This is a genomic window from Streptomyces sp. NPDC000941, from assembly GCF_053599555.1.
This window is the reverse complement of record NZ_JBSFMM010000154.1, coordinates 1-26,983: the sequence shown is the minus strand read 5'-3', so window position 1 is coordinate 26,983 and position 26,983 is coordinate 1. Positions and strand designations below refer to the sequence as shown.

General features: G+C 69.6%; 26 protein-coding genes, 1 tRNA gene and 1 pseudogene. 14 read left to right on the top strand and 14 right to left on the bottom strand.

What is annotated here, in order from left to right:
• Window positions 1-185: 185 nt before the first annotated feature.
• Entirely contained in the window at window positions 186-2,918 is a 2,733-nt protein-coding gene (gene aceE / locus ACWDSL_RS36560) for a pyruvate dehydrogenase (acetyl-transferring), homodimeric type (protein WP_450492257.1), read from the bottom strand.
• Between the two features lie 501 nt (window positions 2,919-3,419).
• Here aceE and ACWDSL_RS36555 point away from each other — a divergent pair.
• The 6 genes from ACWDSL_RS36555 to ACWDSL_RS36530 all read left to right on the top strand — a co-directional run bounded on the left by ACWDSL_RS36555 (window position 3,420) and on the right by ACWDSL_RS36530 (window position 8,059).
• Window positions 3,420-3,857, top strand: coding sequence for a DUF3052 domain-containing protein (locus ACWDSL_RS36555; RefSeq protein WP_450492256.1), 438 nt, complete (start codon window positions 3,420-3,422; stop codon window positions 3,855-3,857).
• 128 nt (window positions 3,858-3,985) lie between these two features.
• Window positions 3,986-4,444: a peroxiredoxin gene (locus ACWDSL_RS36550; protein WP_450492255.1), complete on the top strand. Its 459-nt coding sequence runs from the start codon at window positions 3,986-3,988 to the stop codon at window positions 4,442-4,444.
• 198 nt (window positions 4,445-4,642) lie between these two features.
• Entirely contained in the window at window positions 4,643-5,218 is a 576-nt protein-coding gene (locus ACWDSL_RS36545) for a TerD family protein (RefSeq protein WP_450492254.1), read from the top strand.
• A gap of 213 nt (window positions 5,219-5,431) precedes the next feature.
• Window positions 5,432-6,007, top strand: a complete 576-nt coding sequence (locus ACWDSL_RS36540; protein WP_358636378.1) for a TerD family protein — start codon at window positions 5,432-5,434, stop codon at window positions 6,005-6,007.
• Window positions 6,008-6,058: 51 nt separating this feature from the next.
• Window positions 6,059-7,219 carry a DUF475 domain-containing protein gene (locus ACWDSL_RS36535; RefSeq protein ID WP_450492253.1) on the top strand — a complete coding sequence of 387 codons (1,161 nt, stop codon included), beginning with the start codon at window positions 6,059-6,061 and terminating at the stop codon, window positions 7,217-7,219.
• A 111-nt stretch (window positions 7,220-7,330) separates the two neighbouring features.
• Window positions 7,331-8,059 (top strand): TerD family protein, encoded by a 729-nt coding sequence (locus tag ACWDSL_RS36530; RefSeq protein WP_450492252.1) that lies wholly within the window; start codon window positions 7,331-7,333, stop codon window positions 8,057-8,059.
• A gap of 43 nt (window positions 8,060-8,102) precedes the next feature.
• Here the strand turns inward: ACWDSL_RS36530 and ACWDSL_RS36525 are convergent, their stop codons facing one another.
• Window positions 8,103-9,245, bottom strand: coding sequence for a TerD family protein (locus tag ACWDSL_RS36525; RefSeq protein ID WP_450492251.1), 1,143 nt, complete (start codon window positions 9,243-9,245; stop codon window positions 8,103-8,105).
• A 232-nt stretch (window positions 9,246-9,477) separates the two neighbouring features.
• On the opposite strand from ACWDSL_RS36525, the gene ACWDSL_RS36520 reads away from it, so the two are divergent.
• From ACWDSL_RS36520 to ACWDSL_RS36510, 3 genes are all read left to right on the top strand, one after another.
• A complete protein-coding gene (locus ACWDSL_RS36520; protein WP_450492250.1) occupies window positions 9,478-10,668 on the top strand; it encodes an HpcH/HpaI aldolase/citrate lyase family protein in 1,191 nt (396 codons plus the stop codon).
• A gap of 88 nt (window positions 10,669-10,756) precedes the next feature.
• On the top strand, window positions 10,757-13,444 hold the full coding sequence (locus ACWDSL_RS36515) for a phosphoribosyltransferase (protein ID WP_450492258.1): 2,688 nt from the start codon (window positions 10,757-10,759) through the stop codon (window positions 13,442-13,444).
• Window positions 13,444-14,271, top strand: coding sequence for an HAD family hydrolase (locus ACWDSL_RS36510; protein WP_450492249.1), 828 nt, complete (start codon window positions 13,444-13,446; stop codon window positions 14,269-14,271). The genes ACWDSL_RS36515 and ACWDSL_RS36510 overlap by 1 nt, the downstream gene beginning before the upstream one ends.
• 73 nt (window positions 14,272-14,344) lie before the next feature.
• Here ACWDSL_RS36510 and ACWDSL_RS36505 read toward each other — a convergent pair whose 3' ends face one another.
• Window positions 14,345-14,968: a DedA family protein gene (locus tag ACWDSL_RS36505; protein ID WP_450492248.1), complete on the bottom strand. Its 624-nt coding sequence runs from the start codon at window positions 14,966-14,968 to the stop codon at window positions 14,345-14,347.
• A 134-nt stretch (window positions 14,969-15,102) separates the two neighbouring features.
• On the opposite strand from ACWDSL_RS36505, the gene ACWDSL_RS36500 reads away from it, so the two are divergent.
• The 3 genes from ACWDSL_RS36500 to ACWDSL_RS36490 are packed head-to-tail and all read left to right on the top strand — an operon-like array spanning window position 15,103 to window position 17,639.
• On the top strand, window positions 15,103-16,308 hold the full coding sequence (locus tag ACWDSL_RS36500) for a sensor histidine kinase (RefSeq protein ID WP_450492247.1): 1,206 nt from the start codon (window positions 15,103-15,105) through the stop codon (window positions 16,306-16,308).
• Window positions 16,299-16,952, top strand: coding sequence for a response regulator (locus ACWDSL_RS36495; protein WP_450492246.1), 654 nt, complete (start codon window positions 16,299-16,301; stop codon window positions 16,950-16,952). The genes ACWDSL_RS36500 and ACWDSL_RS36495 overlap by 10 nt, the downstream gene beginning before the upstream one ends.
• A gap of 24 nt (window positions 16,953-16,976) precedes the next feature.
• Window positions 16,977-17,639, top strand: coding sequence for an O-methyltransferase (locus ACWDSL_RS36490; protein WP_450492245.1), 663 nt, complete (start codon window positions 16,977-16,979; stop codon window positions 17,637-17,639).
• 178 nt (window positions 17,640-17,817) lie between these two features.
• On the opposite strand, the pseudogene ACWDSL_RS36485 reads toward ACWDSL_RS36490, so the two are convergent.
• From ACWDSL_RS36485 to ACWDSL_RS36475, 3 genes and pseudogenes are all read right to left on the bottom strand, one after another.
• Window positions 17,818-18,387, bottom strand: a pseudogene (locus ACWDSL_RS36485) (DUF4383 domain-containing protein); the annotation flags it as partial.
• Window positions 18,388-18,560: 173 nt separating this feature from the next.
• The gene (locus tag ACWDSL_RS36480) at window positions 18,561-18,785 is read right to left on the bottom strand and encodes an FmdB family zinc ribbon protein (RefSeq protein WP_385625321.1); all 225 of its coding nucleotides are present in this window, start codon (window positions 18,783-18,785) and stop codon (window positions 18,561-18,563) included.
• Window positions 18,786-18,934: 149 nt separating this feature from the next.
• The gene (locus tag ACWDSL_RS36475) at window positions 18,935-20,341 is read right to left on the bottom strand and encodes a hypothetical protein (RefSeq protein WP_450492244.1); all 1,407 of its coding nucleotides are present in this window, start codon (window positions 20,339-20,341) and stop codon (window positions 18,935-18,937) included.
• 160 nt (window positions 20,342-20,501) lie between these two features.
• On the opposite strand from ACWDSL_RS36475, the gene ACWDSL_RS36470 reads away from it, so the two are divergent.
• A tRNA-Val gene (locus ACWDSL_RS36470) sits at window positions 20,502-20,576 on the top strand.
• A 168-nt stretch (window positions 20,577-20,744) separates the two neighbouring features.
• Window positions 20,745-21,440: a type 1 glutamine amidotransferase domain-containing protein gene (locus ACWDSL_RS36465; RefSeq protein WP_450492243.1), complete on the top strand. Its 696-nt coding sequence runs from the start codon at window positions 20,745-20,747 to the stop codon at window positions 21,438-21,440.
• Between the two features lie 127 nt (window positions 21,441-21,567).
• Here ACWDSL_RS36465 and ACWDSL_RS36460 read toward each other — a convergent pair whose 3' ends face one another.
• The 8 genes from ACWDSL_RS36460 to ACWDSL_RS36425 form a co-directional block, all read right to left on the bottom strand.
• Complete coding sequence (locus ACWDSL_RS36460) at window positions 21,568-22,248, bottom strand: hypothetical protein (RefSeq protein ID WP_450492242.1); 681 nt, start codon at window positions 22,246-22,248, stop codon at window positions 21,568-21,570.
• Between the two features lie 43 nt (window positions 22,249-22,291).
• Window positions 22,292-23,731, bottom strand: coding sequence for a group II intron reverse transcriptase/maturase (gene ltrA, locus ACWDSL_RS36455; RefSeq protein ID WP_450492241.1), 1,440 nt, complete (start codon window positions 23,729-23,731; stop codon window positions 22,292-22,294).
• Between the two features lie 512 nt (window positions 23,732-24,243).
• Complete coding sequence (locus ACWDSL_RS36450) at window positions 24,244-24,702, bottom strand: hypothetical protein (RefSeq protein ID WP_450492240.1); 459 nt, start codon at window positions 24,700-24,702, stop codon at window positions 24,244-24,246.
• A gap of 117 nt (window positions 24,703-24,819) precedes the next feature.
• Window positions 24,820-25,662: an MvdC/MvdD family ATP grasp protein gene (locus tag ACWDSL_RS36445; protein ID WP_450492239.1), complete on the bottom strand. Its 843-nt coding sequence runs from the start codon at window positions 25,660-25,662 to the stop codon at window positions 24,820-24,822.
• Between the two features lie 23 nt (window positions 25,663-25,685).
• Entirely contained in the window at window positions 25,686-25,940 is a 255-nt protein-coding gene (tgmA, locus tag ACWDSL_RS36440; protein ID WP_450492238.1) for a putative ATP-grasp-modified RiPP, read from the bottom strand.
• A 208-nt stretch (window positions 25,941-26,148) separates the two neighbouring features.
• On the bottom strand, window positions 26,149-26,376 hold the full coding sequence (locus tag ACWDSL_RS36435; RefSeq protein WP_450492237.1) for a hypothetical protein: 228 nt from the start codon (window positions 26,374-26,376) through the stop codon (window positions 26,149-26,151).
• A complete protein-coding gene (locus ACWDSL_RS36430) occupies window positions 26,373-26,567 on the bottom strand; it encodes a hypothetical protein (protein ID WP_450492236.1) in 195 nt (64 codons plus the stop codon). Before ACWDSL_RS36430 ends, ACWDSL_RS36435 begins: the two co-directional genes overlap by 4 nt.
• Window positions 26,564-26,890, bottom strand: a complete 327-nt coding sequence (locus tag ACWDSL_RS36425; RefSeq protein ID WP_450492235.1) for a hypothetical protein — start codon at window positions 26,888-26,890, stop codon at window positions 26,564-26,566. The genes ACWDSL_RS36430 and ACWDSL_RS36425 overlap by 4 nt, the downstream gene beginning before the upstream one ends.
• Window positions 26,891-26,983: the final 93 nt, after the last annotated feature.

The window sequence follows — 26,983 nt, the reverse complement described above, 5'->3', positions numbered from 1 at the left end:
TTTTTTAATGATCCGGCCACCCCCTCTATCTACATTTGTGTCTCCACACTCTTCCCCTCCCCCCCGCTCTCCCCACCTCCCCGCCGCCCACTCCAAACCGCGGGGGGGGCTGGATCCCGAAAGAGATCCAGCCCGCCCGGCGTTTTACTGACCGGTCTCCGGGGCGGAGCCCCGGAGGAGGGAGGCTACGCGTCGCCCCCGGCCGCGCCCGGGTCGGCGGCGGCCACGTCGAGCAGCTGGTAGCGGTCGATCGCCTGCTTGAGCACCGAGCGGTCGATCCGGCCCTCCTTGGCGAGCTCGGTGAGCACCGCCAGGACGACCGACTGCGCGTCGATGTGGAAGAAGCGGCGCGCCGCCCCGCGGGTGTCCGCGAAGCCGAAGCCGTCGGCGCCCAGCGACTGGTAGCCGCCCGGCACCCAGCGCGCGATCTGGTCCGGAACGGCCCGCATCCAGTCGGAGACGGCCACCTTCGGCCCCTCCGCGTTCGCCAGCTTCCGCGTCACATACGGAACGCGCTGCTCCTCCTCCGGGTGGAGCAGGTTGTGCCGCTCCGCCTCGACGGCGTCGCGCCGCAGCTCGTTCCAGGAGGTCGCCGACCACACATCGGCCTTCACATCCCACTCGTCGGCCAGGATGCGCTGCGCCTCGATCGCCCACGGCACCGCCACGCCCGAGGCGAGGATCTGCGCCGGGATGGCGCCCTTCTCGCCCTCCTTGAAGCGGTACAGGCCCTTGAGGATGCCCTCGCTGTCCACATCGGCGGGCTCGGCCGGGTGCTGGATCGGCTCGTTGTAGACGGTGAGGTAGTAGAAGACGTCCTCACTGTCCTCGCCGTACATCCGGCGCAGACCGTCCTGCACGATATGCGCGATCTCGAAGCCGAACGCCGGGTCGTACGCGACGACCGCCGGGTTGGTCGAGGCCAGCAGCTGCGAGTGGCCGTCCGCGTGCTGCAGACCCTCACCGGTCAGGGTCGTACGGCCGGCGGTCGCGCCCAGTACGAAGCCGCGCGCGAGCTGGTCGGCCATCTGCCAGAACTGGTCGCCCGTGCGCTGGAAGCCGAACATCGAGTAGAAGACGTAGACCGGGATCAGCGGCTCGCCGTGCGTGGCGTACGCCGAGCCCGCCGCGATCAGCGAGGCCGTACAGCCCGCCTCGGAGATGCCGTCGTGCAGCATCTGCCCGGTCGGGGTCTCCTTGTAGGCCAGCAGCAGCTCGCGGTCGACCGACTCGTAGGTCTGGCCCAGCGGGGAGTAGATCTTCGCCGAGGGGAAGAGCGAGTCCATGCCGAAGGTGCGGTACTCGTCGGGCGCGATCGGCACGAACCGCTTGCCGATCTCCTTGTCCCGCATCAGGTCCTTCAGCAGCCGTACGAACGCCATGGTGGTGGCGATCCGCTGCTGACCGGAGCCCTTCTTGGTCGTCGCGTACGTCTTGTCGCCCGGCAGTTGCAGCGGCTTGGCGCGCACCACGCGGGTCGGGACATACCCGCCCAGCGACTTGCGCCGGTCGTGCATGTACTGGATCTCCTCCGAGTCCTGGCCCGGGTGGTAGTACGGCGGCAGGCCGGACTCCAGCTCCTGGTCGGGGATCGGCAGGTGCAGCCGGTCGCGGAAGCGCTTGAGGTCGTCGACCGTCAGCTTCTTCATCTGGTGGGTCGCGTTACGGCCCTCGAAGTTCGGGCCGAGCGTCCAGCCCTTGACCGTCTGGGCCAGGATCACCGTCGGCTGGCCCTTGTGGGCCTTGGCCGCCGCGTACGCCGCGTAGATCTTCTTGTGGTCGTGACCGCCGCGGCCCAGGTGCAGGATCTGGTCGTCGGTCATGTGCTCGACCATCTTGCGCAGCCGCTGGTCGTCGCCGAAGAAGTGGTCGCGGATGTAGGCGCCGGTCTCGGTCGCGTACGTCTGGAACTGGCCGTCGGGCGTGGTGTTCAGCCGGTTGACCAGCAGGCCGTCGCGGTCCTGTGCGAGCAGCGGGTCCCAGGTGCGGTCCCACACCAGCTTGATCACGTTCCACCCGGCGCCGCGGAACTGCGACTCCAGCTCCTGGATGATCTTGCCGTTGCCGCGCACCGGGCCGTCGAGGCGCTGCAGGTTGCAGTTGACGACGAAGGTCAGGTTGTCCAGGCCCTCACGGGCGGCGAGGGAGAGCTGACCCAGCGACTCCGGCTCGTCCATCTCGCCGTCGCCCAGGAACGCCCACACATGCGACTGGGAGGTGTCGGCGATGCCGCGCGCCTCCATATAGCGGTTCATCCGCGCCTGGTAGATCGCCCCGAGCGGGCCGAGGCCCATGGAGACCGTCGGGAACTCCCAGAAGTCCGGCATCGACCGCGGGTGCGGGTAGCTGGACAGGGCGTGGCCGGCCTTCGACTTCTCCTGCCGGAAGCCGTCGAGGTGGGCCTCGTCCAGCCGGTCCAGGAGGAAGGCGCGGGCGTAGATACCGGGGGAGGCGTGGCCCTGGAAGAAGATCTGGTCGCCGCCGTCGCCCCGGTCCTTGCCGCGGAAGAAGTGGTTGAAGCCCACGTCGTACAGCGAGGCGGAGGACGCGAAGGTGGCGATGTGGCCGCCGACTCCGATGCCCGGGCGCTGGGCGCGCGAGACCATCACCGCCGCGTTCCACCGGGTCGCGTTGAGGATCTTGCGCTCGATCTCCTCGTTGCCGGGGAAGAACGGCTCGTCCTTGGTGGCGATGGTGTTGACGTAGTCGGTGCTGCGCATCTCGGGCACCGCGACGCGCTTCTCGCGGGCGCGCTCGATCAGGCGGAGCATGAGGTAGCGGGCACGTTCCCGGCCTCGCTCATCGACAGCTGCGTCGAGCGAGTCGAGCCACTCCTGGGTCTCTTCGGGATCGAAGTCCGGGACCTGGCTGGGAAGGCCGCCAATGATGATCGGGTTGCGATCGGATCCGGAAGCCACGCTATTCCTTCGCTTTTCGGTCGTGCTGTGCACGCAATGGATTCGTGCTCTGCTGGGTCGCGCCGATCTCCATCGTGTACCTCGCGTAGGGGATACGTCACCTCTACCAGGTGGTAACCATCACGTGGTGAGACTGGCGCTGCGTGGGCGTCGGGGTGCGACGGCCAAACCGCAACCATACGCTCACCCCGCACGGGGTACGCGTACGCCCGTTCGGCCCTGGGTGGCCTACCCGGCGTATCGTGTCGGTACGCGCGTTCAAACGGGACATTTTGGAGTGATGTGACTCACTCGTGGCTGTTCGTCCATGATGGGAGTTGCGGCGACACTCCCCCAATGCTCCGTTGAGCGGCGTATGGGGGGACCCCCCACGTTTGGGCGGGATCGCTGGCCAGGTACTTGCGCGATCCGCCCGGCCCGTGTGGACTACGCCCCAAGCCCGCGCACGCGCGTGGCACACAGCGACTTGAAGAATGAACGCAAGATGACAGGAGGCAATCCGTGAGCGCGACCGCGGACCACGCGGAGGAGCGGACCAACCCTGCCGTGAGGCTGGGTTTCCAGCCCGAGCAGGTGGTCCAGGAGATCGGCTACGACGACGATGTCGACCAGGAGCTCCGCGAGGCCATCGAGGAGATCACCGGCCAGGAGCTTGTCGACGAGGACTATGAGGACGTGGCCGACGCCGTCGTGCTGTGGTTCCGTGAGGACGACGGCGACCTGACGGACGCGCTGGTGGACGCCATCCAGATGATCGACGACGGCGCGCCGGTCTGGCTGCTGACCCCCAAGACCGGCCGTGACGGCTATGTCGAGCCGAGCGACATCAACGAGGCCGCGACCACCGCCGGCCTGTCCCAGACCAAGAGCTTCAACGCGGGCAAGGACTGGACGGGCAGCCGTCTGGTCACCCCGAAAGCCGCGAAGTCGAAGCGCTGAGCCGACACCGCGACACCCCGCTGAGAGCCCCCCTCCGTAACCTTCGGAGGGGGGCTCTCGGCGTAGGGTGTACCCCCGGTCAACCAGCACATCAGGCCACATCAGCTACCAGCGAAGGGATGCCACCCATGGCGATAGAGGTCGGCGCGAAGGCCCCCGATTTTGAGCTGAAGAACCAGCACGGGGAGTCGGTCCGGCTCTCCGACTTCCAGGGTGAGAAGAACGTCGTCCTCCTCTTCTACCCGTTCGCCTTCACCGGCGTGTGCACCGGCGAGCTGTGCGCCCTGCGCGATGAGCTGCCCACGTTCGTCAACGACGAGGTGCAGCTGCTCGCCGTCTCCAACGACTCGCCCTTCACGCTGCGCGTGTTCGCCGAGCAGGAGGGTCTTGAGTACCCCCTGCTGTCGGACTTCTGGCCGCACGGCGAGGCCAGCCGGGCGTACGGCGTCTTCGACGAGGCGAAGGGGTGCGCGGTGCGCGGCACCTTCGTGATCGACAAGGAGGGCGTGGTCCGCTGGACCGTCGTCAACGGCCTCCCCGACGCCCGGGACCTCAACGACTACGTCAAGGCCCTGGAAACCCTGTAAGGCCCCGGAATCCTGGTGACGGCAGAAACCCAGTCCCGACGGAAACCCTGTGGCGAGGGGGAACCGCTCACTAGGATCGACGCGTTGATCCTGATGGGATCCCTGGGCGCCCCAGGCCGCGCCTGGCGGCGCCCCCGGCACCCGGCATAGCAATGAAGGGGCACACCGTGCTCCTGACGAACCTTTTTGGGAGGACTCGTGGGAGTCAGCCTCAGCAAGGGCGGCAACGTCTCGCTGACCAAGGAAGCCCCTAACCTGACCGCCATCACCGTGGGTCTGGGCTGGGACATCCGCACCACCACGGGCACTGACTTCGACCTCGACGCCAGCGCCCTGTTGACCAACGCCGAAGGCAAGGTCTCCGGCGATCAGAACTTCGTCTTCTTCAACAACCTGAAGAGCCCCGACGGCTCGGTCGAGCACACCGGTGACAACCTCACCGGTGAGGGCGAGGGCGACGACGAGCAGATCAAGGTGAACCTGGTCGGCGTGCCGGCCGATGTCGCCAAGATCGTGTTCCCGGTCTCGATCTACGACGCCGAGACCCGCCAGCAGAGCTTCGGCCAGGTTCGGAACGCGTTCATCCGTGTGGTCAACCAGGCCGACGGCAATGAGCTCGCCCGCTACGACCTGACCGAGGACGCCTCGACCGAGACCGCCATGGTCTTCGGCGAGCTGTACCGGCACGGGGCGGAGTGGAAGTTCCGGGCGATCGGCCAGGGGTACGCCTCCGGGCTGCGCGGCATCGCGCAGGACTTCGGCGTCAACGTCTGATACGCCCGTAGCGCCACCCGCGTATGTACGTTCCGCGTACGCACCGTACGGCCCGCGCGTCCGGCGCCGCGTCCCTGCACACCGGCAGGGGCGCGGCGCCGGACGCGCTGCTTCTCGGCACGTGCGGCGCGGCACGCCGCATGCGCGCTCCGCGCTCTATGCGCACCGTGCGCTTCATGCGCATTTCGCTACACCAGGGGAGGAACCAGGACCATGGGCGTTACCCTCGCCAAGGGAGGCAATGTCTCCCTCACCAAGGCCGCGCCGAATCTCACCCAGGTGATGGTCGGCCTGGGCTGGGACGCGCGCTCGACCACCGGGGCGCCGTTCGACCTCGACGCCAGCGCGCTGCTGTGCCAGTCGGGGCGGGTGCTCGGGGACGAGTACTTCGTCTTCTACAACAACCTGAAGAGCCCCGAGGGCTCGGTCGAGCACACCGGCGACAACCTCACCGGTGAGGGCGAGGGCGACGACGAGTCGATCCTGATCGATCTCGCCAAGGTCCCGGCGCAGGTCGACAAGATCGTCTTCCCCGTGTCGATCCATGAGGCGGACACAAGGCGTCAGTCGTTCGGGCAGGTCAGCAACGCTTTCATCCGTGTGGTGAACCAGGCGGACGGCGCCGAGCTGGCCCGCTACGACCTCTCGGAGGACGCCTCCAGTGAGACGGCGATGATCTTCGGGGAGGTTTACCGCTATGGCGGTGAGTGGAAGTTCCGGGCCGTAGGGCAGGGGTACGCGTCGGGTCTTCGGGGCATCGCTCTAGACTTCGGGGTCAACGTTTCGTAAAGCCGCGTAAAGTGCGCGGGCGAGACCTTACGAAGAGGGATTGGACAGGAAGTGCTCCTCAAAACCTTTGGTTGGTCGTTCGCCATCACGGCGGCCGGCCTGGCCCTGGCTGGCGTCCTCTGGGGGTGGAAGGGGCTCGCCATCGTCGGGATCCTCTCGATCCTGGAGATCTCACTCTCGTTCGACAACGCGGTCATCAACGCGGGCATCCTCCGCAAGATGAACGCCTTCTGGCAGAAGATCTTCCTGACGGTCGGCATCCTGATCGCCGTCTTCGGCATGCGCCTCGTCTTCCCCGTGATCATCGTGGCCATCACGGCGAAGATGGGGCCGCTGGAGGCCGTCGACCTGGCGATCAACAACAAGGACAAGTACGAACACCTGGTCACCGCCGCACACCCGGCGATCGCGGCGTTCGGCGGGATTTTCCTGCTGATGATCTTCCTCGACTTCATCTTCGAGGAGCGCGACATCAAGTGGCTGGGCTGGCTGGAGCGCCCGCTGGCCAAGCTCGGCAAGCTGGACACCTTCTCGATCGTCATCGCCCTGCTGGTGCTGCTCGTGACCGCCATGACCTTCGCCACCGACGTGGCCCACGGCGGCGGCGACAAGACCGCCACGGTGCTGCTGGCCGGTGTCGCCGGTCTGCTCACCTACTTGATCGTGGGCGGTATCTCCGGCTACTTCGAGGACAAGCTGGAGGAGGAAGAGGAGGAGGTCGAGGAAGCCGAGGAGGCCGAACGGGCCGAGAAGGCGGCCTCCGGCGCCCAGAAGGGCAGCCAGGGCGCCACGGTGGTCGGTCTGGCCGGCAAGGCCGCGTTCTTCCTGTTCCTCTACCTGGAGGTCATCGACGCGTCGTTCTCCTTCGACGGCGTCATCGGCGCCTTCGCGGTCACCAATGACATCTTCGAGATGGCGCTGGGTCTGGGCATCGGCGCCATGTACATCCGGTCGCTGACCGTCTACCTCGTCCGCCAGGGCACCCTGGACGACTACGTCTACCTGGAGCACGGCGCGCACTACGCGATCGGCGCGCTCGCCGCGATCCTGCTGATCACGATCAAGTACGAGATCCACGAGGTCATCACCGGCCTGATCGGTGTGGTCCTGATCGGCGCCTCGTACTGGTCCTCGGTGGTGCGCAACCGCCGGGAGGAGGCGGCAGGGGGCGAGGACGCCGAGAGCAAGGCGGAAGTCACGTCCGGAGTGTGACGCGGGTCCGTTTGAGGAACGCTCTGAGCGGGGCGGGCCGGGAGTCCTGACTCCCGGCCCGCCCCGCGGGCAGTTGGGCGATTGAGTAGTCGACTGGTGGGGGTGCGCACGATGGCGTTCTGGAGCAACTGGGGACGGGGCGCGGGGCGCGATTTCGACAGCGGTGGCGCCTCGGGTGTGGTCTCGCTGACCAAGCGGCACCAGACCATCTCGCTGACCAAGCAGGGGGCGGCCAGCGGCAACCTGCGGATCAACCTGTCCTGGCGGATGCGGACGTCGGACTTCAACGACAGGGCGGGGGGCAGCTCACTGCGTCATCCGCTGCGGATGTTCAAACCGGAGATGGTGCAGGCCCAGGGCTCCGCCATGGTCAACGTCGACCTGGACCTGGCCTGCATGTACGAGCTGCAGAGCGGTTCCAAGGGCGTGGTCCAGCCGCTCGGCAACTTCCTGGGCAACCTCAACGAGGCGCCGTACGTCAAGCTGAGCGGCGACGACCGGTTCGGGTCCGGGTCCGGCGAGACGATCTACATCAACATGGACCACAAGGACGACATCAAGCGGCTGCTGATCTTCGTCTACATCTACGACGGCACCCCGGCCTTCGACCGCACCCATGGCATGGTCACGCTCTACCCGAGCAACGGGCCGCGGGTGGAGATCGAGCTCCATGAGCGCGCCCCGCAGGCCCGCTCCTGCGCCGTGGTGCTGATCGAGAACGTCAAGGGCGAGATGCTGGTCCGCCGCGAGGTCAAGTACGTCTACGGCTTCCAGGCGGAGCTGGACCGGCTCTACGGCTGGGGGCTGCAGTGGGGCCGCGGCTACAAGGAGAAGGTCTGAGGGCGGCGTGGCCGGGCGCTCGGCGCCCGGCCATGTGGCCCGCTCAGCGGTGCTGGAACTGGGGCCCCTGCGGCGGCAGCGTGAAGTTTGGGTCGGGCAGCGGGGGCGGCGGTATCGGCTGGGTGCGCTGCACCTGCTGCGGATAGCCGTACGCGGGCTGCTGCGGATATCCGTACGCCGGCTGCTGGGGGTAGCCGTACCCGGACTGTGCCGTCTGCGCCGCCTGTGCCGACTGCTGCGCCGCCGGGGGCTGGGCGGGGGACTGCGGATAGCCGTATGTGGGCTGCTGTGGATAGCCGTAGCCGGGCTGTGACGGGGGTTGCTGCGGGGCGGCCGGTGGGGCGGTCGGCGGGGGCGGTACGGGGCCGTAGGCGGCCGGCAGTGGTGTGGGGGCCGCCGTCATCGGCTGGGTCAGCTGGGAGTCGTCCCAGGAGTCCTGCCCGAAGGCGGGGCCGGGGGGTGCCGCGTGGACGACGTCCCCGGCGGCGGCCGGGGACGGTGGCACGGGGGCGGGCGTGGACTCCGGCCGGCCCTCGTTTCCGCTTCCGGCTTCGTTCGCGGGGGCGTCCGTGCTCCCGGCTGCGCCCATGCCCGGGTCGGGGGCGGCGCCGGCCTCGCTGCTGTCCTCGCCGCCGCCCTCGCCGTCGTCCACCGAGATGCCGTACTCGGTGGCCAGTCCGACAAGACCCGACTCATACCCCTGCCCGAGCGCGCGGAACTTCCACGAGCCCCCGCGCCGGTAGAGCTCACCGCACAGCAGCGCGGTCTCCTGGCCGGTCTCCGGCGTCACCACGAACTCCGCGAGCGGTGCCGCGTCCGCCCCGCCCGAGGCGTCGTACAGCAGCAGGCTCAGATCGGTCACCTGGCCGAAGGTGCCGCCGTCCGCCGACGCGGCCAGCACCACCCGGTGGACGGCCGGCTCCAGCGCCGCCAGATCGGCCTCGACGGTGTCCGTCAGCCCCTCCGGCACCCGCTTCTTGGGCAGATGCCGCACCAGGCCCGACGGATGGCGTGGCTGGTTGTAGAAGATGAAGTCCTCGTCCGAACGCACGCGGTCGTCGGCGCCCAGCAGCAGCGCCGAGGCGTCCACATCGGGTACGTCCGTGCCGGGAGTCCAGCGGAGCACGGCCCGTACGGCGGTGGCCTCCAGCGGGATGTTCGATCCCTTCAGCATCGCGTGCGTCATGGCCGCAATCCTGCCCTCCCGGACCTGGCTGGGACAACGCAGGGGGCCCGTGCGGGTCCGAGAAAAGATCGGAAAGGGTGGAAGGGTCAGTATCCCGGACACGCAGTGGACGCATATGAGTTACGCGATTTTCACACCCTTGGGGAACTTTTGACCCATCGCCGCACGTACGATTATCGGCCACCACCCGGGCCGGAGCGGCCAGCGCGGGCACGGCAGCGTGGGGAGAACTATGCGGCATTTTGGACATCTGTCCGCCGAGGTGCGGAAAGAACTGTTCCACCGGGAGCCCGGCGACTTCACCGCGGACTCCCCGGCCCAGACGCTCGCCGTCGCGCTCGGCGCCACCCTCTACAGCCCTGCCACCCGCCCCCGCCTCGCCGATGACATCGCCAAACAGGCAGGTCAGGGCGTTACCTCCATGGTGCTCTGCCTGGAGGACTCGATAGACGACAACGAGGTGCCCGCGGCCGAGGAGAACCTGGTACGGCAGCTGAGCGAACTCTCGGCGCGCGGCCCGCACCTCTCACTGCCCCTGCTGTTCATCCGGATCCGGACCCCCGAGCAGATCGTCGACCTCGTCCGGCGGCTCGGCTCCGCCACGCGACTGCTGTCCGGATTCGTACTGCCGAAGTTCACCGAGGAGCGCGGCGTCCCCTTCCTCGAGGCGCTGATTTCGGCCGAAACCCCGCAGGCGGCCGAGGCCCTGGGCGGCCGGAAACTGTACGCGATGCCGGTCCTCGAATCGCCCGAGCTGATGCACCGGGAGACCCGCACCGAGACCCTGGCCGGTATCGGCCGCACCGTCGACAAGCACCGCGAGCGGGTCCTGGCGCTCCGCCTCGGCGTCACCGACCTGTGCTCGGCCTACGGGCTGCGCCGGGCGCCCGATATGACGGCGTACGACGTACAGCTCGTCGCCTCCGTCATCGCGGATGTGGTGAACATGCTGGGCCGCGCGGACGGCACCGGTTTCACGGTCACCGGCCCGGTGTGGGAGTACTTCAAGTCGCACGAACGGATGTTCAAGCCGCAGCTGCGCCTCAGCCCCTTCACCGGCCGCGCCGCGTCGTCGCTGCGCACCGCCCTCATCGAGCACGACATGGACGGGCTGCTGCGCGAGATCGAACTCGACCGCGCCAACGGGCTGCAGGGCAAGACCTGCATCCACCCCACGCATGTCGCCCCCGTGCATGCGCTGTCCGTGGTCAGCCACGAGGAGTACAGCGACGCCGTGGACATCCTCGAACCGCAGCGCGACGGGGGCGGTGTGCTGCGCTCGGCGTACACCAACAAGATGAACGAGGTGAAGCCGCACCGCGCCTGGGCCGAGCGGACCCTGCGGCGCGCGGAGGTTTTCGGCGTGGCCCAGGAGCACATCAGCTTTGTGGAGCTGTTGGCGGCGGGGCTGCGGACGGGGTAAGGGGCTACCGGGATGCTGGGTGTCTCATGGAGCGGACAGGGTTGATGGTGTTGATGGGGCTGAGCGGGCTGATGGGGCGTACGACGTGATGTGGTCGGGGCAGTGGGTCGCGGACCGGCTGGGAGTCGGGCTCGAAGGCGGCGATGAACTGCGCGAGTTGCTGGGGCTCGCGCTGCGGCGCAACCCCAAGCGGGCGCATCTGCTGGTGTCCAACGTGCTCGGCAAGCATGTGCCACAGCGCCCGCGCACCGTCCACGGCGCGGGCGTACGGCTCGGCCGCCGGGTCCGCGAACTGCTGGGCGACGAGGCCGCGGCGCGCGCGGTCGTGCTCGGCTACGCGGAGACCGCGACGGGCCTGGGCCACAGCGTCGCGGACGGCCTGGGCCTCGCCCCCTACCTCCACTCCACCCGCCGCCCGGTCGCCGGGGTCGCCCCGGTGGGCGGCTTCGAGGAGGAGCACAGCCACGCCACATCCCACCTCCTCCTCCCCGAGGACCCCGCCCTGCTGGCCACGGACGGCCCGCTGGTCCTCGTCGACGACGAGTTCTCGACCGGCCGGACGGTGCTCAACACCATCGCCGCCCTCCACCGGCGCTTCCCGCGCGAGCGGTACGTGGTGGTGGCCCTGGTCGACATGCGTTCCCCCGAGGACCGCGCCCACCTGGACGCCTTCGCGGCCGACCTCGGCGCGCGGGTGGACCTGATCGCCTCGGCCACGGGCACGGTCCGGCTTCCCGAGGGGGTCCTGGAGCGTGGGCAGCGGCTGGTGGCGGAACACGAGGCGGCCGGGGCCGGGGGCCCCGCGCCTGCGGCCGGGGCGGCGCCCGGCTCGGCGCCTGCGTCTGCGGCCGGTTCGGGGTCCGTGCCCGCGTCTGGCTCGGCGCCTGTGCTGACGTCTGGCTCGGCGCCCGCGCCCCTGGCTGCGCCAGGCCCACGGCCCGCGCCTGCGAGTGTGCCCGGCTCGGGCCCCGGGCCCGCGCCTGCGGCCGGGCCCGGTTCGGCGTCCGCTGCGGGGATTGGTGCCCACACCACGCACACGGGGCCGGTCCGCGTCGAGCTCGGCTGGCCGCAGGGGCTGCCCGACGGGGGGCGGCACGGCTTCACCCCTGCTCACCGGGAGCGGCTGGAGGCCGCGCTTCCGGGGATGGCGGCCCGTATCGCCGAGGCACTGGGCGGCGGGGCGCGGCGGGTGCTCGTCCTCGGCTTCGAGGAGCTGATGTACGCGCCGCTGCGGATCGCCGAGGCGCTGGACACCGCGCTGGCCACCGGCCCGGCCGCGGCCGAGGTGCGGTACTCGACCACCACGCGCTCGCCCGTGCTGGCCGTCGACGACCCCGGCTACGCGATCCGTACCCGCCTCGCCTTCCCCGCGCACGACGCGCCCGCCGACGGGCCCGGCGAGCGCTACGCCTACAACGTCGCCCCCGGCGGCGATCCCACCCGCCGCTTCGACGCGATCGTCGCCGTCGTCGACTCGTCGGCCGACACCCCCGAACTGCACGCCCCGGACGGTCTTTTGGCTCACCTCGCCGCGCACACCGACCGCCTCCTGCTGGCCGTCGTGCCGTCCTACACGCCGAACACCAACGCCCCGACCCGTAACTCCCACCGACAGGCGCCCCCCATGTCACAACCGCCGCTGCCGGAGCCGCTGCGCGGCCCCGCGTTCTCCTCGTACGCACCCGACGACGTCGGCTGGCTGCTGCAGGACTTCTCCGACGTCACGCTCGAGGCGCCCACCGAGGAGCGCGAGGAGGCGATCCAGAGCGGCGGCGCGCACTACGCCGAGTCGCTGCCCGTCGAGTACCAGCCCACCGAGGAGTACCAGGCGCTGTTCCGGGCCGCGCTGACCACCTCCGCGGCGCGTATCGCACGGGCGGTCGGCGCGGTCACCGAGACCGTGCTCGCCGAGCGTTCACCGCGCCCCGTCCTGGTGTCGCTGGCCCGGGCCGGCACCCCCGTCGGCGTGCTGATGCGCCGCTGGGCGCGCCACGCACACGGTCTCGACCTGCCGCACTACGCCATCTCCATCGTGCGCGGCCGCGGCATCGACACCACGGCGCTGCGCTGGCTGGCGGACCGTCACGACCCCGCCGACGTGGTGTTCATCGACGGCTGGACCGGCAAGGGCGCGATCACCCGCGAACTGGCCGAGGCCGTACGGCCGTACCCCGGCTTCGACCCGCGGATCGCCGTACTCGCCGACCCCGGCCGCTGCGTCGAGACGTACGGCACGCGCGATGACTTCCTCATCCCCTCCGCCTGCCTCAACTCGACCGTCTCCGGGCTGATATCGCGCACCGTGCTCCGCGCCGACCTGGTCGGGCCCGACGACTTCCACGGCGGCAAGTTCTACCGCGAACTGGCCGGCGCCGATGTCTCCGGGCTCTTCCTGGACACCGTCGAGGCCCGCTTCGACGAGGTCGCCGACCAGGTCGCCGCCGATGTGAAGGAGCTCGCGGCCGCCGACCGCAGCCCGACCTGGGAGGGGTGGGCGGCCGTCGAGCGGATCAGCGAGGAGTACGGCATCCACGACGTGAACCTCGTCAAGCCGGGCGTCGGCGAGACGACGCGGGTGCTGCTGCGCCGCGTCCCGTGGAAGATCCTCGCGTCGCGCGACGCCGGCGCGGACCTGGCCCATGTGCGGCTGCTGGCCGAGCAGCGCGGGGTGCCGGTGGAGGAGGTGGACGGTCTGCCGTACTCATGCGTCGGGCTGATCCACCCCCGCTACACGCGCGGCGCGACGGGCGCGGACGGCAAGGCGGTGAGCGCCTGATGACCAGCCATGAGCAGCCGCCGCTGCTGATCGCGAGCGACCTCGACCGTACGCTGATCTACTCCGCGGCCGCCCTCGACCTCCGTATGCCGGACGCCGAGGCGCCCCGCTTGCTCTGCGTCGAGGTGTACGGCCATCAGCCGCTGTCGTACATGACGGAGACCGCGGCCGGGCTGCTCACCGACCTGGCCCGCGGCGCCGTCTTCGTACCGACCACCACGCGCACCCGCGAGCAGTACGGCCGCGTCCGCCTGCCCGGCCCCGCCCCCCGCTTCGCGATCTGCGCGAACGGCGGCCATCTGCTGGTCGACGGCGAGTCCGACCCGGACTGGCAGGCGTCCGTACGCGCCCGCCTCGCCGCGGCGTGCGCGCCGCTGGAGGAGGTCCGCGCCCATCTCATCCGTACCGCGGACCCGGCCTGGCTGCTCAAGGAGCGGGTGGCCGAGGACCTGTTCGCCTACCTGGTCGTCGAACGGGCCCTGCTGCCCGAGGGATACGTCAAGGAGCTGACCGGCTGGGCCGAGGAGCGCGGCTGGACGGTCTCGCTGCAGGGCCGCAAGATCTACGCCGTGCCGAAGCCGCTCACCAAGAGCGCGGCGGTCGCCGAGATCGCGCGCCGTACGGGGGCGCGCGAGGTGCTTGGCGCCGGGGACTCCCTCCTGGACGCCGACCTCCTCCTGGCCGCCGACCGCGCCTGGCGGCCGGGCCACGGCGAACTCGCCGACGAGGGCTGGACGGCGCCGCAGGTGACCGCGTTGGAGGAGCGGGGCGTGGCGGCGGGGGAGCAGATCCTGCGAGCCTTCGCGGCGCGGGCCGGGGTGGCCTGAACCGGGGTGGCGGACGCACGGGAATGACCGGGCCCGGGGATGACCCGGGCCGGGGTCGACCCCCGTAACCCCTTCACCCCCGCCGCTGCCCCCGCCCCGGCCGGAAGACCCGTACCCCCACGAACGCCACCACCCCCAGCGCCGCCGCGCCCGCCACCACCTTCGAGTACACCGACACGTAGTCCGTCACCTCGTGCCAGTTGTCCCCCAGCGCGTACCCGGCCAGCACGAACACCGTGTTCCAGATCAGGCTCCCGAGCGTGGTCAGGGCGAGGAAGACGGGCACCGGCATTCGCTCGATCCCGGCGGGTACAGAGATCAGACTGCGGAAGATCGGCACCATGCGCCCGAAGAAGATGGCCTTCGTGCCGTGCCGGGCGAACCACTGCTCCGTCCGCTCGATGTCCGCCACCTTCACCAGCGGCAGCCGCGCGGCGATCGCGACCGTACGGCCCCGGCCGAGCAGCCCGCCCACCCAGTACAGGGCGAGCGCCCCGATCACCGAGCCGGCCGTGGTCCACAGCAGCGCGGCGTACAGGTTCATATCGCCCTGCGCGGCGGCGAATCCCGCCAGAGGCAGGATCACCTCGCTGGGCAGAGGCGGGAAGAGGTTTTCCAGCGCGATGGCGGCGCCCGCGCCGGGCGCGCCCAAGGTGTCCATCAGGCCAGTGGCCCAGTCGGTGATCCGGTCGCTCATGCCGAACGACGCTAGAAAGGCGGCCACCCCGGGACCATGAGGGCGCCCACCCGGTCCGCCGGTCGCGCACCGCACCCACAACCTGCGGAAATCCTCAGTGTGCGGGCCGATGTGCGCCACTAACGTGGCCGCTCATGGGGAGATGGCTACGGCGCGGGCTGCGCCTGGCGGGCGGGCTGCTGATCGGCGTGGGCACGGGCCTCGTGGAGCTGGTGTGCGTCGCGGTGGCGGGGCTTGCCCTGCTGTGCGTACGGACCTGGCCGGGCGGCTGGCCGGCGGCCCGGCGGTGTGTGCTGGGCGCGGTGACGGCCGGGGCGCGGCGGCTGACGGAGGCCGAGCGCCGCCGGCTGGCCCGCTTCCTGGGCCATGACATCGCGGCCGACTACGACGACCCGGCCGCCCGCCAGTACGTGGCGGCGCGCTGGTCGCTGGGGTTGCTGGGCGGGCTGGTGCTGCTGGCCGTGGTGGCCGGCACGGCGTACGGCAGCCTGCTGCTGTGGGGCTGGTTCATCATGCGCGACGGCGAGTGGATCACGATCACCAGCTCCGCGATCGGCGGGCTCTTCCTGCTCTTCCTCGCCCTCCAGGGCATCGTCGGCGTCGCGCTCCTGGAGGGACAGCTGGCCCGCCACTTCCTCGGCCCCAGCCACCGAGAGGCCCTGCGCCGCCGGATCGACGAGCTGTCCACCAGCCGCGCCGGGGTGGTGGACGCGGTGCACGACGAGCGCCGCCGTATCGAGCGCGATCTGCACGACGGGGTGCAGCAGCGGATCGTCGCCCTCGGCATGCTGCTCGGCCGGGCCCGCCGCAGCCAGGACCCCGACAAGGCGCGCGCCCTGCTCGTCCAGGCCCATGAGGAGAGCCGGGCCGCGCTGACCGATCTGCGCGAGGTGGCGTGGCGGGTGTACCCCACGGCGCTGGACGAGGCCGGGCTGCGGGCGGCGCTGGAGGCGGTCGCCGAGCGGTCGGCCATCCCGGTGCGGCTGGAGTACGGGCTGACGGCGGAGCCGGGGGAGGCGGTTCGTACAGTGGCGTACTTCGTGGTCGCCGAGGCGGTGACCAACGCGATCAAGCACTCGGGCGCGGAGCGCATCACGGTGGCGCTGAGCGGGCGGGAGACGGAGGTGGGGGCCTTGGGCGGGCTGCTGGTACGGGTCACCGACGACGGCAGGGGCGGCGCCGACCCGGCGGGCGGCGGGCTGCTGGGCCTGGCCCGGCGGGTGGCGGCGCTGGACGGCCGGCTGCGGGTGGTCAGCCCGCCCGGCGGACCCACGACGGTCAGCGCGGAGCTGCCGGAGCTGCGGGAGTTGCGGGAGCTGCCGGAGTTGCCATGCGCGTGATCCTGGCCGATGACTCGACCCTGCTGCGCGAGGGCCTGGTGCGGCTGCTCGCCGAGGAGGGCCACGAGGTGGTGGCGGCGGTGGGCGACGGCGCGGCGCTGGTCGAGGCGGTGGGGCGGAGCCCGGACGTGGACGCGGTGGTGGTCGACGTACGGATGCCGCCGACGCACAGCGACGAGGGGCTGCGGGCGGCGCTGGAGATCCGGCGGCGCCACCCCGGCATCGGTGTGCTGGTGCTGTCGCAGTACGTGGAGAAGCGGTACGCGACCGAACTGCTCACCTCCGAGGACGGCGGCGCGGGGGTCGGCTATCTGCTCAAGGACCGGGTGGTGGAGGTCGACGAGTTCCTGGACGCGCTGGAGCGGGTCGCGGCGGGCCGGGCCGCCTTCGACTCCGAGGTCGTCCGCAGACTGCTGGCCCGCAGTACCCACACCGACCCGCTCAGCCGGCTCACCCCGCGCGAGCGGGACGTCCTCGGCGCGATGGCGCAGGGCCACGCCAACACGGCCATCGCGGAGCGGCTGCATGTCTCGCGCAGCGCCGTGGAGAAGCACATCAACGCGATCTTCGACAAGCTCGAACTCCCTGCTAGTTCGGGTTACAGTCGCCGAGTGCTGGCTGTACTGCGTTACCTGGGAAGCTGAACTCCCGGGACACTGAAGGGGGCCATGTTGGCCGAGAGCAAGAGCACGCCGATCACGGACGAGCTGTATGGCTACATGCTGGGCCACAACCCGCCGCTCGACCCGGTCCAGCGCGAGCTCGTCGAGGTCACGCATGCCCAGCTGCCCGGGTACGCGGGTATGCAGTCCGCCGAGGAGCAGGGCCCGCTGCTGGCGTTCCTGGTGCGACTGACCGGCGCCCGGCACATCGTCGAGGTCGGCACCTTCACCGGCTTCTCCGCCCTGTCGATGGCGCAGGCGCTGCCCGCCGGCGGCAAGCTGATCGCCTGCGACATCTCGGAGGAGTGGACGGCGTACGGCCGGGACGCCTGGGCCAAGGCCGGGGTCGCGGACCGTATCGACCTGCGGATCGCGCCCGCGCTCGACACGCTGCGGGCGATGCCGGCCGAGCCGCATATCGACCTGGCCTACCTCGACGCGGACAAGGGCAACTACATCGCGTACTGGGAGGAGCTGGTGGAGCGGATGAGCCCGGGCGGGCTGATCGTCGCGGACAACGTGTTCTTCCACGGCTCCGTCGTCGACCCGGAGGCGACGGGCTCGGGCGCGGCGATCAAGGCGTTCAACGAGCATGTGGCCGCCGACGAGCGGATGGAGTCGGTCATGCTGACGGTCGCGGATGGGCTGACCCTGGCCCGCCGCCGCTGAACCTGCGCCGCCGCAGCAGCCGCCGGGCGTGCCGCCCTCCTTGCTGTCGCTCTTCTTGTTGCCGCTCTTCGGACCGCGAGGGTGCGGACGCGCCAGGTGGCTGATCGAGCTTGCCCCACTTACCGGGCGGTGTGGGCCTCGGCCTCTCCGTTGCCTGATCACCGCGCCCGGCCTGGAGCTCCCGGGCACGCGCCTCACGTTCGGCGAGCAGGGGGTGACGGGCCTGCCAGTACGGATTGTCGTGCGGCAACCCGCCGCTGACCCGCCCGTACATGCCGAACCACATCAACATCAGGCCGACCACAAAGCTGAACAGCACGTTCTGGAGGCGGAAGGCCAGGAAATCGAAGGACGTCTCCAGCAGGGCGAGATTGACGAAACCGCTCACCAGGAAGAGGACGCCCAGCACGATGTTGAGGGTCGAGGCGAAGTTGCCGCCGATGACCATGCCGACGACCAGCAGCGCACCGATGACGATGGACAGCACGCTCAGCGCGCCGTTGGTGTTCAGCTCGGCGACGGTGGCACCGCCGGTGTCAAAGAAACCGATCTGGTGGATCAGGCCCAGGATGCCGAAGGCGATCAGGACCAGACCCATCAGGCCCGCACCGACGCGGTAGACCTGGCTGAGCCGGTGGTCGACCGGCAGATGCTCGTCGAGCTTGATGCGGACGCCGACCCGCTCCGGGAATTGGCGTCCGATCCCCGCCGGGTGGGGACCGATGGGGGAGGGGCGGCCAGTAGCCATGTCCGGCCTCCTTCGGGCTGATGGGGTTTACCCCTGCCGGTCGCGGAGACCCCGGCCTCGCGGTGCTGCGCGCTGCGCGGTCGAGGCCGTACTTGCGTACGTACCTCCCAGGATCCGCCCCCGACCGGCCCGGCTCAACCGGGCCGGTCTCAACAGCACGGCCGCGCGCAACCTCACCCGCAGCAGCCGCCCCCACAGCATCCGCCACCACCGCCACCGGAAGCCTGGGAGCGCGCCGGGGCGGAGGAGGCGGCGCCGGTGACGGCGACTGTCGAGAGCAGCTTCACCGTGTCGTCGTGCCCGTCGGGGCAGGACGCCGGCGCCGAGGACTCGGCCATGGGCCGGTTCAGCTCGAAGGTGGTCCCGCAGGCGCGGCATCGGTATTCGTAGCGAGGCATAGGGGCAGCATAGCCAGGAGAGAGGCGGTCCAACAGCGCACAAAGCACGCAAAACCGCAGGCCAACACATGGGTATGGCGCAGGCACAGGCACAGGCGCGGGAAGAACACGCAACGCGCCCCACCGGCCCGGGCCGGTGGGGCTCACCCTCAGTGCGCGCCGCCACGCTCCTCGCGGATGTCCTGCACCACGTGGGCGACGGTCTGCCGCACGGCCTCCGTCTCGGTCAGGAAGTGCCACCAGTCGGGGTGCCGCCCCTCCAGCCCGCCGATCGCCCGGTCCAGCCGCTCCACCGCGCCGTCCAGGGGCCGGGCGTGGCGCGGGTCGGGGGTGTCGCGCCCGGCCATGGCCAGGCGCTGCGCGTCGCGGATGGCGAAGCGCGTGCGCTCGACTTCCTTGTTCCGGTCGTACGACACCTCGTCGAGCCGCCGCAGCCGGTCGCCGGCCGCGGACACCGCCTCGTCCGTGGTGTTCAGCAGCGCCCGTACGGTCGCGAGCAGGGCGGTGGCATCGGCCCAGCGCTGCTCGTCGCGCGCCTCCTGGGCCTCCTTGAGCTTCGCCTCGGCCCGCGCGACGTCGCCCTCGGCCTGCGCCGGCACGGTCTGCAGATCCTGCCAGCAGGCCGCGCTGTAGCGCCGCCGCAACTCGCTCAGCACGGGCGCGACGCCCTCCGTACGCGTGGTGATCGCCTGCGCACGGGTACGCAGCGACACCAGCCGCCGGTCGATCTCCGCGGCCCGCTCCGGCAGCCGCTCCGCCTCGCCGCGCACCGCCTCCGCCCGGCGCAGCACATCGTCCGCGCGCCGGATGGTCTCCTGCACACCATGCCGGCCCGCCCCCTCGTTGAGCCTGGTCAGCTCGGGCGCCAGCGCGGCCAGCCGCGCCGCCGGATCGTCGGCCCGCAGCCCGGACCCCCGTACGGCATCCAGCGCGTCGCTCGCCGCGCGCAGCGCCTGCCGGGCCCGCTCCACGGCGGGCGCCAGCCGCGCCAGCTGGGTCTCGGCCTGCTCCAGCAGCGGGCCGAGCCCCTGCGCGAAGCGGTCGAGGTCCCCCTTGGTGCGCCGCAGCTCGTCCTTGGCCCGGACCAGATCGGCGCGGGCGCGCGAGGCGGTCGAGGCCTCCAGGTCGTCGCGGTCCAGGTCATGGGCGTCGACGGCGGTGATGTAGTCCCGGCTGACCTGGTCGATCCGCTGGCCGAGCGCCTCGAAGTCGGCCTTCGCCCGCCGGGCGGGCGGGGAGTCGTCGACCGCCGTGATCGTCTCGATCGAGATCCGCAGCTCGCGCTGCGCGGTGTCCAGCTCGTAGAACGCCGCCGCGGCCTCGTCCTTCGCGGCCTGCGCCTGCGCCCGCTGCCCTTCCCCCCGCCCCCCGAACCACCGCCGCGCCCCGCCCCCCGCGAACGTGACCGGCACCACCGCGATCAGCAACGGCAACGGCGCCACCACCAGCGCCACACCCCCCACAACCCCCTCGACCACCCGCCGCACCGCCCGCAGGCGACGTGCTGGACCCGGACGACGTACTGGACGTGCAGACTGCGCGGATGTCGCCGCCACTTCCCTCTCCCACATGGATCGCCCCAGGCCCGGCTGTCATTCTCCCACCCGTCACTGACGAACAGGCATGACGGATGGTTCGCGATCAGGCCCGTTCTTTCCCTCCCTCTCCTGGATTGCGACGGTGTGGCGGGGACAAGGTAGGCTGGCACCTCATCCCGGGCGCATAGCTCAGCGGTAGAGCGCTGCCCTTACAAGGCAGATGTCGGCGGTTCGAATCCGTCTGTGCCCACCAGCGAAAAGACCCCCAGCCGATTTCGGTTGGGGGTCTTTGACATCCGCAGATGACATCAACGTCGGCCGATCAAGTTGCAGCCGCCAAGGTGCCTGCTCACACTTGTTGTGCGCGTTCAAGTGTGTCGCCCCATGCCGTTTCCAGGGCAACCTGCCAGAGGAGCGTCCTATGGCCAAGATCCTTTGCGTGCTGACCGGCGCGAGCTACTGGACCCTGAAGGACGGGCACCGACACCCCACCGGGTACTGGGCCGAGGAGTTCGTGGCGCCTTACAGCGTGTTCACCGACGCCGGACACGACGTCACCGTGGCAACTCCGCGTGGGACCGTCCCCGTTGTGGACACGATGAGCCTGGAGCCCCGCATGGCGGGCGGTGAGGAGAACGCCCTCCGGGAGGAGGCCGTCATCGAGGCGGCGGATGAGCTGCGGCATCCCATCTCCCTCAAAGAAGTGCGCCTCGATGACTATGACGCGGTCTACTACCCCGGAGGCCACGGCCCGATGGAAGACCTCTCGGTCGACTCCGACTCCGCGTCACTGCTGCGCAAGGCACTCGCTTCCGGCAAACCACTCGGCATCGTCTGCCACGCCCCGGCTGCTCTCCTCGCGACCCGTGACGCAAAGGGCAACACGCCCTTCGCGAACTACCGTGTGACGGGATTCTGCAACGAAGAGGAGGTCGGCGTCGGCTTCGCCGACAAAGCGAAGTGGCTGCTGGAGGACGAGCTGAAGAAGCTGCCCACCCAGTATTCGCGGGGTCCCGCCTGGAAGCCGTACACGGTCGTGGACCGCAACCTCTACACGGGGCAGAACCCCGCCTCCTCGGGCCCTCTCGCCAAAGAGCTTGTCGAGGCCCTGTCTTGAACCGAAGGTGAAGCTCGCTCGACCTGGTGCCCGGCACGGGGCGATGACGCGACTGCAACCAGACGTCCGTCAATACGGTCTTGTTGATGCACTTCGCAGCCACTGTTCAGATCGATTGGAGAACGGCCTAGTCAGGCAGCCGCCAGCTCGCACCCTCCGGCTCGTCCAGCCACAGCGTATGAGCACCGTCCGCGGAGACCGACAGGCCATAGCGGTCATGCCCCGGCCGCCCGGCATCCCGCCAATGACTGAGCAACGGCTCCCGCTTGGCCCACAGATCACGGGGCCCGCCGTGGTCCAGCCGAGCGGTCTGAACGCCGGTCATAGCGATACGCGCCCACGACGAGGTGACCGGGTCGAAGAGGCATCGCATCTGCCGGCCGTCGTCGTCCGCCAGGGCGAACTCGTTGACCCCCGGCTGGACCAGCGACGCGAGCAACTGCGGCATGGCAGCGTCCAGGCTCACCGGGATGGTGATCTCCCGGCTCTGGTCGGACCACGTCAGCAGCGGCTGCACGAGCGGCCCTGCGGCGGTCCCCACAGTGTCAGGGCTCGACCGGGCGGTCATGAAGTTGGCCAGTTCGGGGAGGAACCGGCCGCTGGCCGAGTGGTCGGCCGTCACGGACAGGCGCGCGATGCCGCAGCCGATGTTGGCCACGATCACCCCGCCCGGGCGGAGTTGCTCTCGCCAGGCGTCCGGGATCCGGCCGACGCCGCACGTCGCCAGGAGCCGGTCGGAGCGCGGTACTGGCCTCTCGGCCAGCCCGTTTCTCCGGACCGCTTCCCGCACCCGCCGTGCGGCTCTCACCGCAACGGGCGCTCCACAAGTCCCGATGTGCCTTCGATACTGCCTATGCGGACAGTTGCCAGGGCGAGGGGATAACCGTTCCCCGATAGCGATAGCGCGTCGTGCTCACTTTCGCCGCGCTGAACAGCGTAAATTCCTCGCCCCTCGGCCACCATCCGCCGTCGCAGTAGCGACGACGCAGTTCCTTCCAGGTCATCCGCCGGTGTTTCACGCGAAGCCATCTGATTACCCGCTCCCAAGCATAATGGGAAACGAAGTTGAAAGCCTTGCTTGATACTCCGGGACGGAAGTAGACGCACCATCCCCGCATCATCTGATTGAGCTGAATCAGCAGTTCATCGAGCGTCAGACCAACGCCTGTAGTCCGGCACTTCTCTTTGACCTTTCTCGCGATCGTCCGGACGGACTTGCGCGAGGGGTAGGTATAGACGTAGTACCGGTCTGTGCCCCGTTTGCGATGACGCTGGATGCGCCACCCCAGAAAGTCGAGGCCGCCATCGATGTGGGTGATCAACGTCTTCTCCTCAGACAGGCGCAGGCCCATCGTGGAGAGCACGTTCGTGATCTCATCGCGGAGAGCCTCGGCATCGGCTTGAGAGCCCGACACCATCAGACACCAGTCGTCGGCATAACGGACCAGCCGAAAGTTCGGCAGCCCCAGTCGGCGACGGCGCATCCGCCCGTCCGGACCGAATCGAGCGGTGTGGTGACCTCCGGGAGCCTGGGCGATGTATTCGTCCAGAACTGAGAGAGCCACGTTGCTCAGCAACGGTGACAAGATCGACCCCTGAGGAGTTCCAGTGCTGGTCTCTCGGAGCTGGCGATCCTGACCGAGAATCCCCGACTTCAAGAACGCCTTCACCAGGTCCAGGACGCGTTTGTCTCCGATTCGTGCCCGCACTCGCGCCATCAGCGCAGGATGCGAGATCTCATCGAAGCACGCCTTGATGTCGCCCTCCACCACCCATTCATACGAGTTGGCGGCGTAGTGGCGCACTTCGGCGACCGCATCGTGAGCCCGCCGATTCGGACGGAACCCGTAGGAGCACGGGAGGAAATCAGCCTCGAAAATCGGCTCCAACACCAGCTTCAAGGAAGCCTGCACCACTCGGTCCGTGACCGTGGCGATCCCCAAACGACGGACTTTGCCGTTCGACTTCGGAATCAGCCGTTCACGTACCGGCAGCGGGCTGAAGCTACGGTCCCGCAACGAAGACCGAAGCCCGTCGAGGAATACCTCAACACCCCGAACAGTCTCGACGTAGTAGGCAGTTTCACCGTCCACTCCGGCCGTCCGGGCTCCCTTATTACCCCGCACCCGCGCCCAGGCGCTCAACAAGAACGCCGGGTCGGTCACCAGATTGAACAGGTCGTCAAACCTGCGATGGGGATCTTCGCAGGCCCATCGGTGCAGTTTCGTCTGGATCTCCAGTACCCGGCGTTCTGCCTTGGACAAGGCATACTCCAGCTCGTCGGTATTCACCGGCGACACGCTCCTGGCATTCCAGTCCTTCCACTGCTGTCTTGCTGTCCTCCTTCGCCATGTACGCGCCTCTCGCGCGCTCGGACTACTACGAGGACTCCGCCACGCCCCGATGTCGGCAGCCGACGACGGGCCTGCCCTTCTCCCAACTGGCTGTCAGGAGACGTGGGCAACATCAGGACGCTTCCCACGTTCACCACCATCCGTTCGACAAGTGAGCCGCCCAGCTCTACCCCGGCAGCATCGCCACGCCTACGCCGCAGGCATTCAGCGTGGCCTCCTTCCCCGACACCCTTAATCGGAGTTGAAGTCGTCACCGAAACCTCCGGTGACGTGCACTGCACCCGGCCCACATCCGAAAGGTTGGAGCCGGCACAACGATTACGGGGCTTCAAGCACTGGTTCCTCTCGTACGGCTTCTCGTCTTGCTCGCCGGACCCGTCCTGTCTGGCAGTACCAGTACGTCCCGGCTTTGTCAGGGCTGCTTACCGTCCTTCCGCGCGTCTCCGCGGTCAGACTGCCCTCAGCTTCGTCGGCCTGCTGCGACAGGGCGACGGTGGAGGTCTTTCACCTCCACACGGAAATGGTGGCGCTTCGTGGCGCACCAGCGCGGCGTTGTAGCCGGTGCCGGCCCCGATCTCCAGCACGGTGTCCGCGTCCTGGACGTCGAGGGCTTCGAGCATCAGCGCCATGAGGGACGGCTGCGTGGACGAGCTGGTGGCGGTGCCGTCCTGGTCGAACTGGGTCAGCAGCGTGGCGTCGCTGTAGGCCGCGGTCAGCCACACGGAACTGCCCTGGCTGTAGGTGTGCAGGCGTCCCTGTGCCCGGATGGCGAAGTCGGGTACGAACTCGTGCCGAGGGACGCTCAGGAAGGCGGCACGCCACGGCTCGGTCCGGACCCAACCAGCCCTCATCAGGTGGTCGGCCATGTGTTGCCGCAGCTCGTCCGCTGACGGTGCCTCGGTGATCATGTGTGGGCCCTCTCCAGTAGGTCAGCGAGTGCTCGGGTGATGGGCGCCCTCAGGTCCGGGATGAATCCCCACTGCCCGTTGGGGTTGACGTCGACCAGGTACCAGTGGCCCTGTGGGTCAACGAGGAAGTCCAGGGCGACGTATTGCAGGCCGAACGTGTACATCAGCATGTGGACGCCCCCCGGCGATGCGCTCGGGCACCTGGCAGGGCTTGAACGTCAGGCTGTCGTAATCAGTGCGGAAGTCGATGCGGGCGGAGTCTGAGCCTGCGTGGATCTCGGCCGCGAACAAGCTGTGCGCGACCGCGGTGAGCCGCACCTCGTACGCCTTGTCCACCCACTCTTGGAACTGGTGCGCGGTGCGCCTGACGGACTCATCGATCTCACCCGGCCGGACCTGCGTCGTCCACAGAGCCTGCGGCCGGTCGTCCTGGTCGCTGGGGTGGGTGGTGCCGAGCGCCTTGTACGCGGCGACTTGGCCCGGCAGCGCGGAGACAAACTCGCGGGCCTGGTCCGGGTCGTTGGTGGTCAGCGTGCGGGGGACAGCGAGCCCGCCGCGGGCCGCTGCGGCCAGGGCGACGGGCGGGTACGTAGCGAGCGCATTGCGGTTGGGGTGGTTCACCCACAGGCAGGGCAGCGAGTACGTCATCCCGCTGAACCCGGCTTGTGCCTCGGCCTGGGCCCATCGTGCGTCCTGCTCGGACATGTCGGGGTGGAGACGGGGCGCTCCGGGGCGCCTGTAGTACACGGATCGGATGTCGCTGAGAGACACGTCCCGGTGCTGACCGCGTAAGACGCCCTGCCACGACGTCAGGTCGGGGCCGATCCGGGCCGACACGGTCAGGTTCTCCGGGAAGTCACCGGGGTCGAGACGATGTACGCGTACGGATCGCTTGTTGAGCTCCGCTATGACCAGGTCAGCGGTCGAATCATCGGGCCGGGTCAGCACCAGGACTGTCATGGATCAGTACCTCCTGTCAGCCGTCAGTCCGTGTCGTTCGCCGTGTCGGTCGCCAACTGGTTGTCCTCCTTGGTCTGCGTCGTCGTCGTGAGCTTCGTCTTCATCGACGGCTCGCTGATGAACGGCGTCCCGGTCTCGGTCACGCTGATCTGCCGCTCCGGGCAGAGGTGCAGGGCCGGCATCACGAATGCTTCGCCCGTCACCGGGACGGACTTGGATAGGCCGAACGGCCTGACGGTCGAGGTGGCCGGCCGATCGAGGGTGTGGGTCGGTGCCATGGTGTGCTCTCCTTCACGATGTGGATCGTCGGTCGTCATGCATTTGCGGCCCGCTCCGGCCGGCCGTCCTCGCCAATCGGCGAGCGGCCGGAGCGGGGGCTGCCTGCCCGCCTCCGGGGCGAGATGGAGGCGGGCGGATGCTGGGAGGTGGGCCGCTGACACACGCTGGTCCGGGACGGGGGAACCGGACCACCAGCGGCCCACCGGTCTATGTGGCGTCTGACTTCAGCACCTCGGCGGGCGAGGGCTTGTGGCAGCCGCAGTCACAACGGACGGTGAAGATGAGTAGGCCGCGGGTCGCGGGTGGGACCGGCGCCAGGCGAACCTCGCCCGGGCCCTTGCAGAACGCGTGGATCTCGTCGGGCGTGGTGTCGGGCTGGTCGTCGTACATCTGGCAGTACGGGGACAGGCGCCGGGCGTCGGCCGGGGCAGTCACGACGCCAACCTCTCGCTACGGCTGAGCTGGAGGGCCACGAGGACGTCGTAGAGGTTCGCGTCGGGGGGAGGCATTCGGTGGTTGCAGTCCGGGCACAGGTGGCGCAGGCAGCCGGGCCCGGATGCCGAGAAACGGACCACGGTGATCGGCTCTCGCGTGGGCTTGTCGCAGCGGTAGCAGTACTGCGTCACTGGGGGCCCTCCTCGCGGGGGCCGAGGGCCGCGTGGGCGGCGCTCTTCAGCGCGTCGAGGAGGGCCGCGGGGTCGGTGAGGTGCCGGTCCCGGGGCGGTACGCGCCAGCGAACGCCCGGTCCCTTCCGGCAGTCGACGGGGGGCACCTCGATGTAGGCGGTCGCTCCCCAGACTTGGATGTTGGGCAGCCGGGTCATGTCCCACCCGGTGGCCGCTCCGGGGGCGATGAGCCAGTAGAGCACGCCGTCGTAGGGGTTCTCGATGACGGCGGCCGTGGTCTCGCCGAGCAGGTCCAGGGCCTGTTTACCGATGAAGCGTGGCACGTAGGGTCGGGCCGGAGCGCCCTGTCTGTCTTTCGACAGGTGGGTTTCTCCGGCCCGCCCTCCGAACCGGACGTGCGACTTTCACCGCATCCG